We start from the raw sequence: 10,454 nt of genomic DNA on the forward strand, positions 1-10,454 counted from the left end.
AGTTCCCAGACTAACCTATTCAGACACCATGACACAGTTCCCGCCCTGGCGACGGGAAGCACTGATAGCCCGGTGCAAATCGTCGCTCCATTCCTGGTACGTTTGGCCATTCTGAAGCTCTGCTACGCCAATATAATACGTATTCGCAGGCTCTGATTCTTCGATTAACATAGAAAGCAGACGTTGCGCTAAGTGACGTGCTGCAGCAAGTTCTGTTTGCGGGCAGAGGATCACAAATCGGTCTGGCTCACTTCGCCCCGCTATGTCTACATCTCTCACCGTCGACAAACAAAGTGAAGCCAGCTTTTTACACAACGCATCACTCGCTGGCCCCGCAGAAAGCGGCTTCTGGTTGACCATAATATTTACGGCAATAAGCGTACACGGTGAGTGAAAACGTTGGAACCGTGAGATTTCTTCTTCACATTTTTGCAGTACATAGTTTCGGTTATACAAACCGGTGACGGCATCCCGGGTAGAGAGAAACTCCAGCGTTCGGTTTCTCTCTAATAACGAGGACTGCAGAATTTCAATCTCTTCGTCTTTGTAAGCGATTTCTCGTCGATACTGTTTCAATAAACGCTTACGCCAACCTATAAAACCAATAAGCGCCAAACCGAGAAAAGCCACGGTGATTACCTGGACGTAACGGGTTTGTTTTACCTGCCGGACTGAATTCCATCTTTTATAAATTTCAACCCGGCGAACTTCTGGAATTGCATCAATGGCTTTGTTTAGCTTTGGCAGCAATTCTGAATAGTTTTTATTCACGCCAAAAGACAACATATCAAACGGCTCAGCGAAGCCCACGATCTTCAAATCCGTCAGGTCGTTCGCATTTATGGCTGAATAAACGCCCATGAGTGAACCAACCATGAGGTCAATATCGCCGGAAGCCAGTTTGTTCAAACCATCAATTTCCGAATCAACATACTCAGTAAGAATCTCAGGATAGTATCTCGCCAAGTATTCGGCATGACGATACCCGCTTACTATGCCTACCACCCGATTTCCAACAGCCTCGAAGCCTTGGAGCATAGGCGTATTGTCTTGCCCAATGATGACATTAGGCACTTCAAGATAAGGATTTGAAAAGAGAAGAAAATGACTTCGGCTGGGGGTACGGTTAATCATGGTAGTCACCATACAGCCACCGGACTCTACAGCCGCCATGGTGTCTTGCCAGTTTTCGGTAGGAACCAGCTTGAATTTGTAACCGGAAAGCTTACTGATAAGAGACAAATAATCAGCTGAAATGCCTATGTGCTGACCATTCCGTAATGCTTCGTAGGGCATCCAGTCAGGATCGATACAATAAGTCACTGTGTCTATTTCTGTTTGTGCCGCGAGTGTTTGATGAGCAAACATCGTCAACAACACAAAAACAAAACACAATTTGGCAAAACGCTTCAACAAAAACAACCTCTTAGAAAATTACAGCAACAACCTTATCAGTATCTCCTATCAATACGCACTAACGCAATGCTACTTTTTGAGAGTTAATATTGTAGCGACAAAAATGACAAATAAGTATTACCTTAATCGCTTTACGTATCTTAATCAAAGAAGGATTTAAACGCATAAAAAAAACCTCCCGGAGGAGGTTTTTTGATAATAAAAATTGCAGCGATTAAGCGCGGCGACGTGCAACCAAACCACCCAATGCCAGGGCAAACAGTGCCAGGACTGAAGGTTCAGAAACATCAACGAAAGAGCGTGATGTTACAATGCTTCCATAAGCTGAAAGGTTAGGCAAGTAACCGTCCACGTCACTGAACGTTTCAAAATAATTTGAAGCTGCATCATAATCGTCAATACTAAATTGATAGAACCAAACATCACCAGGATAGGTATCTTCGATGTCAGCAGACAAAAATTCAATGCCGGCAAATAGGTTATCTACATCAATTGAAGCGTCGATCTCATTGAGAATTTGAGGGATCCCAGCTGAAAAATAAACCTCAAAGTCAATAATATCAAAACCTAAGTCATCTAGAACATAAACCTGCCCCATACCGGAGTTAATCAGCATATCGTCCAGCTCGAACGTTAAACTAGCTACATCAATGCCATCAATAGATACTGTTTCGGTGATGATTGCAGCATTAGATTGGGCTGCAAACATCATTGAACTCGCAGCTAATAATGCTGCACTAAAAAGTGATTTTAAGTTTTTCATGTGTACTTCTGCCTATTTTAGTGAGAGCGCAGCACCTGTGCTGCGCTCAATTTTTTAAAATTATTGTTTAATGGCTTCTACCAGGGTCGTGCCTTGATTCACACCTTCACCATCGAAGAAGGTAACTGTTCCAAGGTAAGGTAGGCCCGATTCCATACCACGAGTTGTAATGTTCACGTTGTTAAGACGACCATCGACGGCACGTCTTGACATGCTGAAACGACTGCTACGATCCTGCCCTTCAGACACCCAAACTGGCATCTGGAAGTTAGTTTCTGTAGCACCATTCAAGTCCCATCCGTGTACAAACACGAGGTAGAAGTTGCCATTGGCACCAGAAGCCGGCTCAGGATTAACCAGAGTCACTTCTTCATCAGAACCACCCGCAGCAGATACACCAACCTGAGTACATGAGTAATCAACACAGCGGTATACATAAAGGTCAAGATCAGTTCCTGATTGCTCAACTAAGCTGTCAAACAGGCTGAATCTAAGCACGCCGGTATCTTCCGGGATAGCATAGAAGGTAGCGGACAAACCGTCTTCGAAGAATGCGAAGCTGCTATCTCCATCTTGCTCAACGGTATCGCTTACCAGGCTAGGCGCAGCCAGGCTGGTGTACTCGATAGAAGCACGACCGGTATAGTTCATCTGCGCTGTGAAGAATCCGCGACCTCGACTATTGATAGCAACAGCGACTGCCTGTGGTGCAACTATGGTTTCATCTGGTACAGGCATTACGGCTACCGGGCTACGAACTACGGTACCGTCAGCACCTGTCAGTACGATTGCACCAAATACCCACTCGTCGGCCACTGTCGACGCCGTTTTAGCGAAAGTTACCTGGAATGGTGAAGTCGCAGCAGGATCAACTTCCAGCATGTTACCGGCTAACGGTTCTTGCGCAGTGTTGTAACCTTGAACAGTCACATCCAGCGTTTCCAGTCCCTCAACAGAAATGGAGTAAGCACCGCCAGAACCCGTTGCATCGGTTACCCAACGAAGAATCGTTTCTTCACCCGCCAGCTCACCAATCGCAATTGATGGATAGTTCAGCTGAGAAGGATCAGTTGGGAAGTTATATGCTTCGTAGGTTGCGCAATCGATACCAGATTCACTGATAACGAAAGACTCTTCATCTAAACCACACATAAAGCTCATGTAGTCGTAGAAGGTCGCATCGAAAGTCAGGCCAGGTTCCATTGCAGAAACCGGCGCAGCATGACCTGCACCAAAGTCGAAAGGATCGGCGGGTGTAGAACCATCTTCTTTCGTTACACCCTGATACGCCGATGTCATCAGTGCAGATTTAACCTGTGCAGGTGACCATTCTGGATGTTGATCCATCAGCAGTGCTGCCATACCCGCAATATGCGGAGAAGACATGGATGTACCACTCAAGTAAGCCACCTGACTGCCCGGCTCACCAAACATTGGCGTGTCGGTTGTTGCAGCAAGAATACGTACACCAGGGGCAGTAATATCAGGTTTAATGACATCCAGGGTTGAGCCATTTGGACCACGGCTTGAGAATGCAGCCATGATATTACCCACTTCCTCAACGGGTACAAAGGTACCAGCGCTCATAGTGACGCTTACATTACCACCTTCAAGCGCTGCAGAGTAAAGCGCGCTGCCTACGTCAAGGGTAACCATACCACCTGGGATTTGGCCTACGTAGTCACCGCCCATGCGGGTTACACCACCGCCATTGTCGTACACAACGACCGCAGTAGCGCCAGACTCAACCGCTCGGGTTACTTTTTGCGTAAATGCACAAGAACCGCGTTGGATAAGCGCAATATTGCCTTCGATGTCGGCTGCGTTGTCTAATGGTGTTGCGGCTTCACCCACATAACAAGCTTCTAGCGGTTCTGCGACAACCAGTGAGCCAGTAACCGGGCCAGATTCGCTAAGCGGCAGTGTGATAGAACCTTCTGTGAATGCAACCGTGTCGGTTTCATCGTAAGCAGTCACTTCAAGACCATTTGCAACAGATTCGCCATCATAAGTTGAGGCGGCAACGGTAGTCACCCATGGTGCAGGCGTACCGATAGTAGAAGGCGTAGGGCCAGAGTTACCCGCAGATACAGAAACAAAAATACCTGCCTGAGCAGCACGTAACATAGCAGCCGTTGACGGATAAGTCAGGTCGGTACGGCTACCGCCAATTGAGAAGTTGATAACATCAACACCATCAACAATGGCTTGATCGATGGCGGCCATGCTGTCACTGGCAAAGCAGCCAGCTTCATCGTTGCCTTCAGGGCTGGTGTAGTTAGAGTTCCAGCAAACCTTATACATGGCAACACGGGCGCGAGGAGCAATACCACTCATCACACCGATTTCAGTGCCATTCATAATAGCTGGCACGCCTTCGTTACCCGCCGCTGTGCTGGCAGTGTGGCTACCATGGCCATCAGCATCACGGGGTGATTCAAATTCACCTAGCCCGTATTGGATGTCATAAACGGAACTGAACGTTTCGTTGAAGTAACGTGCACCGATGAGTTTATTATTACAGGTAAAGGTCCCCTCTTGGGCTTCTTCACCGGTATCACAAGCACCGCTCCAACCAATGTCACTGGGATCGCTGTAAGTACCGTCATCGGCGAAACTTGGATTTTCTGGCGTGATACCCGTATCGAGTACACCTACAACAATGTCATCACCTTTAATGCCCAGAGTGTGTTGGCCATCAGGGCCTGTGAGACCTAAAAATTCTGGGGTGCTGGCGGTATCAACTTTTACCAGTTGGTCTTCCCATACATTGGCAACGTTTGGATTCGCGCGAAGGGCTTTAACCTGCGCTGGAGTCAGCTTAGCGGAGAAACCGTTGAAGCTGTGAACATAGTTATGGATGATTTTAACGCTGCCGGAACGGCTAGCAACACTGCGTTGTTGACGTTTTAGCTGGTTAGTGTAACGACGAAGCTGTTTAGATTTGGCGGAATACTGGTTACCTTTACTGGCAACAAGCTGTTGATGTGGGATGAGTTCCCCGATTTCCTCTGCGTAGGTGATACCTGGTTCCTTTTTCATCTGAACGATGTAAAGGCCAGAACTTCTTTTGACATTAGCTGAAGCTTCACTAAGTGAAATCTTCGACAAGTCTTGAGGAGCAATCTGTTGAGCGTTTACTGCGGTTGTCATACCCGCAGATACCGCCATTGAGATTACTGTTCCCAATAGTTTCTTCTTGAATGTCATATTGTTGCGTCTCCCATTGACACTTTTTGTTATTGCGGCTTCCGTCAAAATCGCAGCTAGCGCTGCGTTGAATCGGGAATTATTCTGCGAATTATCCACTTCGTCAGAACCCGCTTCTGGATTTACTGCATTTATTATTATTCCCGATGTATTTTTGACTTCCGTGACATCGGTGAGGAATAAGTTATACAAAAAATGCACCAAAAAATATAGGAGACTGATATAAAAGAATTATATCTCGTCGTTTAATATGAGATTTTACTAAAGTGTAAATTTAATTGACATTTACCGGCTCAAAAAACGAGCAATTTCAGATATTTACAATTAAATTAATATACAAAAAAGCAGCATAAAAATGCTGCTTTCAGGTAAACCACTTTCATGAAAATGACTAGATCATTTCAACGGCCAGTGCTACACCTTCACCGCCACCAATACAAAGTGATGCCACACCTTTCTTAGCACCTTTATTAGCAAGTGCATGTAACAGAGTTACCAGAATACGCGCACCCGATGCGCCAATGGGGTGACCTAGCGCACACGCACCACCGTTAATATTCACTTTGTCTGCATTAAGACCCAGCTTTTGAATTGCAAGCATGGTAACCATGGCAAACGCTTCGTTAATTTCCCAAAGGTCAACGTCGTCTTTTGTCCAGCCGGCTTTGTCTAAGACTTTCTCCATCGCGCCGACGGGTGCCACAGTAAACAGTTCTGGCTCAATGGCATTGGTCGCGTGAGCCACGACTTTAGCCAATGGCTTTAAGCCCAATGATGCCGCTTTAGATTCAGTCATCACCAACAACGCGGCTGCGCCATCAGAAATCGAACTGGAGTTTGCCGCTGTGACGGTACCGTCTTTTTTGAAGGCAGGACGTAATGAAGGAATTTTGTCGGGGCGAGCCGCGCCAGGACCTTCGTCAGTATCAACAATGACATCGCCTTTGCGTGAAGACACAGTAACCGCACAAATCTCGTTACCAAACGCACCACTGTTAATGGCTTCGTTTGCACGCGACAATGAAGTCAGCGCGTATTCATCCATCTGACCACGGGTCAAACCTTCGTTGTCTGCCGTATCCTGAGCAAAACAACCCATAGCCTTACCGTCGTAGGCATTTTCAAGGCCGTCCATCATCATATGATCGAGCACTTTACCGTGGCCCATACGATAACCTGAACGGGCATTTGGCAACATGTATGGCGCGTTACTCATGCTTTCCATACCGCCAGCAACAACCACGCTCGCACTGCCCGCCTGAATAATATCATGGGCCAGCATTACCGCTTTTAATCCTGAACCACACACCTTATTGAGTGTAATTGCCCCTGCAGACAAAGGCAGTCCGGCTTTAAGTGCAGCTTGTCTGGCTGGCGCCTGCCCTAAACCTGCTGGCAACACACACCCCATAATGACTTCGTCAATTTCACTTACGTCAACATCTGCACAAATAGCTTTGATTGCCTCAGCGCCCAATTCCGTGGATGGCACAGAAGATAAACTGCCATTGAACCCACCCATGGGCGTTCGTTTTGCTGCCACAATTACTACCGCTTCGTTGCTCATAGTTATATTGCCTCACTTGGTTAGAAAAAGATCCTTTACTTGTACCGCGTAAATTATAGCCAGTACATCATACATTTGAGAAAAACGTAACAGAAACTTTGCAGTTATTGACGCTACATTATTCATACATTACCTTAACGTTAACTATCATTTACGTTAACGTAAACCTGCAAGGAAGATTTATCGTGTTGTTCATCTGTCAACATGGCGCACCAGTGCAGGATTTACTGTTTTAGAAGGCATGCTCAATGACTACCGACAAAAAAGAACAGCAAACTTACACCATTGGTGAACTGGCAAAGGAATTTGACATTACTCCCCGGTCAATCCGGTTTTACGAGGAACAGGACTTGATCAATCCAACCCGAACGGGAATGAACCGGATTTATAACAATAAGGATCGGGTACGACTAAAACTCATATTGCGCGGTAAGCGATTGGGCTTTTCGCTGGCGGAAGCGAAAAACCTGTTTGAGCTTTACGATAGCAACCCGGATTCTGCAATGCAGCTTGAAACCATGCTTAGCATGACCGAACAAAAACGCGCTGTCCTTCTTCAGCAACTGGAAGATATCCAGATGCTTATGGGGGAACTCGACGAAGTAGAAGCGCGCTGCCGGGAAGAACTGGCTGAATTAAAACGAGGACATAAAGAATGACAACATCTTACCCTACCCTGAATTTCGGCCTTGGCGAAGACATTGACATGTTACGAGAACACGTCAGTCAGTTTGCCAGCCAACAGATTGCCCCATTGGCCGGTTCGGCTGATGAAGACAATCAATTTCCAAATCAATTATGGACACAATTCGGGGAGATGGGTTTGCTAGGTGTCACCGTATCAGAACAATACGGGGGCGCAGAGATGGGCTATCTTGCCCATACCGTTGCCATGGAAGAAATCAGCCGTGCCTCCGCGGGGATTGGTCTTAGTTACGGCGCTCACTCCAACCTTTGTGTGAATCAAATCTATCGAAACGGTAATGACGCCCAGCGAGAAAAATACTTACCGGGCCTGATAAGCGGTGAGCACATTGGTGCCCTGGCCATGAGTGAACCCAATGCGGGTTCTGATGTGGTTTCCATGAAACTGCGCGCAGAAAAGCGAGGCGATAAGTACATTCTCAACGGTAATAAAATGTGGATCACCAACGGTCCCGACGCCCACACTTTTGTCATTTACGCAAAAACCGACACCAATGCTGGACCCAAAGGGATTTCTGCTTTCATCGTAGAAAGAGATTTCCCTGGCTTCAGCCGGGCTCAAAAGCTCGACAAACTGGGCATGCGTTCTTCCAATACCTGTGAACTGGTATTTGAAGATTGCGAAGTGCCGGCTGAAAACCTCATGGGTAACGAGGGTGATGGTGTACGTATTCTCATGAGCGGCCTGGACTACGAGCGACTGGTACTTTCCGGCGGTCCACTCGGCATTATGCAAGCCTGCATGGATGTGGTTGTACCTTATATTCATGACCGTGAGCAATTTGGCAAATCCATTGGCGAGTTCCAACTGGTACAGGGCAAAGTTGCTGACATGTACACCCGCATGAACGCCGCAAAGGCTTATGTATACACGGTAGCGAAAGCCTGTGATCGGGGTGAAACCACCCGCAAAGACGCTGCCGGTGCCATTTTGTATTCTGCTGAACTTGCCACCAGCATGGCGTTAGATGCGATTCAACTGCTCGGTGGTAACGGCTACATCAACGAATATGCGACCGGCCGTTTACTCCGCGATGCCAAGCTTTACGAAATTGGCGCAGGCACGTCAGAAATACGCCGAATGTTGATTGGCCGCGAGCTGTTTAAAGAATCTGAATAATAACAAGAAGGTGGCTAAAGCCATCTCATTTACCTAACGTCATTAAGGAGGGGTTATGCCCGTTCTGTCTTCGTCAGTTAATCCCGCATCAGGGAGCTATCAGGACAATGCTGCACACATGCAGGCACTGGTAGAGGATTTACAGCAGAAAATTGCCCAGATCGCCCAAGGTGGTGGCAGCAAAGCGGTAGAGAAGCATCACGAGCGAGGAAAACTGCTTGCCCGTGAACGTATTGACGCCCTGCTCGACCCGGGTTCACCGTTTCTGGAAATTGGTCAGTTCGCCGCCTGGGAAGTCTACGAGGACTACGTGCCTTGTGCTGGCGTGGTAGCGGGTATTGGATTAATAAACGGCATTCAGTGCATGATTGTGGCAAATGATGCCACGGTGAAAGGCGGCACTTACTATCCGCTCACGGTAAAAAAACACCTACGCGCGCAAACCATTGCGGAAGAAAATCATCTTCCCTGTATTTATCTCGTCGACTCCGGCGGTGCGAATCTGCCCCGGCAAGATGAAGTCTTTCCCGACCGCGAGCATTTTGGTCGTATATTCTTCAATCAAGCCAATATGTCAGCGCAGAATATCCCCCAAATTGCTGTTGTCATGGGCTCGTGTACAGCAGGCGGTGCCTATGTTCCCGCCATGGCGGATGAGAGTATTATTGTTAAACAACAAGGCACCATTTTCCTTGCCGGGCCGCCTTTGGTGAAAGCTGCCACCGGTGAGGTGGTAACCGCGGAAGAACTGGGCGGTGGCGATGTACACACCCGTACGTCTGGTGTGGCCGATCAATTGGCGAACAACGATCATCACGCCCTGGAAATGGCCCGCAATGCGGTAAAACGACTGAATAGAGGCGATACAGCTTGCCAGGCTTTCAAGCAGCAGTTCGCAGTGCCCCGTTACCCCGCTACCGATTTATACGGGTTAATCCCGAAAGACAGCAAGCAATCATTCGATGTGCGTGAAATCATTGCCCGGCTTGTTGATGATTCCGATTTTGATGAATTCAAACCCCTCTATGGCACTACCCTGGTGTGTGGCTTCGCCAGCATTTTTGGTATTGAAGTTGGCATTGTTGCCAATAACGGCATTCTGTTCGGAGAAAGTGCCCTCAAGGGAGCACACTTTGTGCAGCTGTGCGCCCAGCGTAAAACACCGTTGATATTTTTGCAGAACATCACCGGTTTCATGGTAGGTAAACAGTATGAAACCAGTGGCATCGCGAAGCATGGTGCCAAAATGGTTACCGCCGTCGCTTGTGCACAAGTACCGAAAATTACCCTGTTGATCGGCGGTAGCTTTGGTGCTGGAAATTACGGCATGTGCGGCCGCGCTTACGATCCTCGCTTTTTGTTTATGTGGCCAAATGCCCGTATTTCGGTAATGGGCGGCGAGCAGGCTGCTGGCGTACTGGCGCAGGTAAAACGGGACCAGAAAGCCCGCAATAACGAAACCTGGTCGGAAGAGGAAGAACAAGCTTTCAAACAACCTGTTATCGACACCTATGAAAAGCAAGGTCACCCCTACTATGCATCCGCACGGTTATGGGACGATGGCGTGATCGATCCTGCCGATAGTCGTCGGGTGCTTGGTCTGGCTTTAGCCGCATCGTTAAATAAACCGATTGAGGAAACACGTTTCGGCGTGTTCCGCATGTAAGGAGAAC

The 10,454-nt window shown here is 47.8% G+C and carries 7 protein-coding genes; 3 read left to right on the forward strand and 4 right to left on the reverse strand.

The window, feature by feature from the left end:
• Positions 1-15 precede the first annotated feature (15 nt).
• The 4 genes from BFC18_RS00695 to BFC18_RS00710 form a co-directional block, all read right to left on the reverse strand.
• Positions 16-1,368 (reverse strand): transporter substrate-binding domain-containing protein, encoded by a 1,353-nt coding sequence (locus tag BFC18_RS00695; RefSeq protein WP_070123321.1) that lies wholly within the window; start codon positions 1,366-1,368, stop codon positions 16-18.
• A gap of 262 nt (positions 1,369-1,630) precedes the next feature.
• A complete protein-coding gene (locus BFC18_RS00700; RefSeq protein WP_070123270.1) occupies positions 1,631-2,179 on the reverse strand; it encodes a PEP-CTERM sorting domain-containing protein in 549 nt (182 codons plus the stop codon).
• Positions 2,180-2,239: 60 nt separating this feature from the next.
• Positions 2,240-5,368, reverse strand: a complete 3,129-nt coding sequence (locus tag BFC18_RS00705) for a S8 family serine peptidase (protein ID WP_245680305.1) — start codon at positions 5,366-5,368, stop codon at positions 2,240-2,242.
• 412 nt (positions 5,369-5,780) lie between these two features.
• Complete coding sequence (locus tag BFC18_RS00710) at positions 5,781-6,956, reverse strand: thiolase family protein (RefSeq protein WP_070123272.1); 1,176 nt, start codon at positions 6,954-6,956, stop codon at positions 5,781-5,783.
• A gap of 248 nt (positions 6,957-7,204) precedes the next feature.
• On the opposite strand from BFC18_RS00710, the gene BFC18_RS00715 reads away from it, so the two are divergent.
• Genes BFC18_RS00715 through BFC18_RS00725 form a run of 3 tightly spaced genes read left to right on the forward strand, consistent with a single transcriptional unit; the run spans position 7,205 to position 10,447 of the window.
• Entirely contained in the window at positions 7,205-7,615 is a 411-nt protein-coding gene (locus BFC18_RS00715; RefSeq protein ID WP_070123273.1) for a MerR family transcriptional regulator, read from the forward strand.
• Positions 7,612-8,781 (forward strand): isovaleryl-CoA dehydrogenase, encoded by a 1,170-nt coding sequence (locus BFC18_RS00720; protein WP_070123274.1) that lies wholly within the window; start codon positions 7,612-7,614, stop codon positions 8,779-8,781. Before BFC18_RS00715 ends, BFC18_RS00720 begins: the two co-directional genes overlap by 4 nt.
• A gap of 55 nt (positions 8,782-8,836) precedes the next feature.
• On the forward strand, positions 8,837-10,447 hold the full coding sequence (locus BFC18_RS00725) for a carboxyl transferase domain-containing protein (RefSeq protein WP_070123275.1): 1,611 nt from the start codon (positions 8,837-8,839) through the stop codon (positions 10,445-10,447).
• Positions 10,448-10,454 lie beyond the last annotated feature (7 nt).

The sequence above is a fragment of the Alteromonas confluentis genome (assembly GCF_001757105.1).
In the GTDB taxonomy this organism is placed as follows: domain Bacteria; phylum Pseudomonadota; class Gammaproteobacteria; order Enterobacterales; family Alteromonadaceae; genus Alteromonas; species Alteromonas confluentis.

Coding starts and splice junctions, on each gene's coding strand:
- BFC18_RS00695 (WP_070123321.1), bottom strand. CDS start 1,368: ATGTTTGCTCATCAAACACTCGCGGCACAAACAGAAATAGACACAGTG.
- BFC18_RS00700 (WP_070123270.1), bottom strand. CDS start 2,179: ATGAAAAACTTAAAATCACTTTTTAGTGCAGCATTATTAGCTGCGAGT.
- BFC18_RS00720 (WP_070123274.1), top strand. CDS start 7,612: ATGACAACATCTTACCCTACCCTGAATTTCGGCCTTGGCGAAGACATT.
- BFC18_RS00725 (WP_070123275.1), top strand. CDS start 8,837: ATGCCCGTTCTGTCTTCGTCAGTTAATCCCGCATCAGGGAGCTATCAG.
- BFC18_RS00710 (WP_070123272.1), bottom strand. CDS start 6,956: ATGAGCAACGAAGCGGTAGTAATTGTGGCAGCAAAACGAACGCCCATG.
- BFC18_RS00715 (WP_070123273.1), top strand. CDS start 7,205: ATGACTACCGACAAAAAAGAACAGCAAACTTACACCATTGGTGAACTG.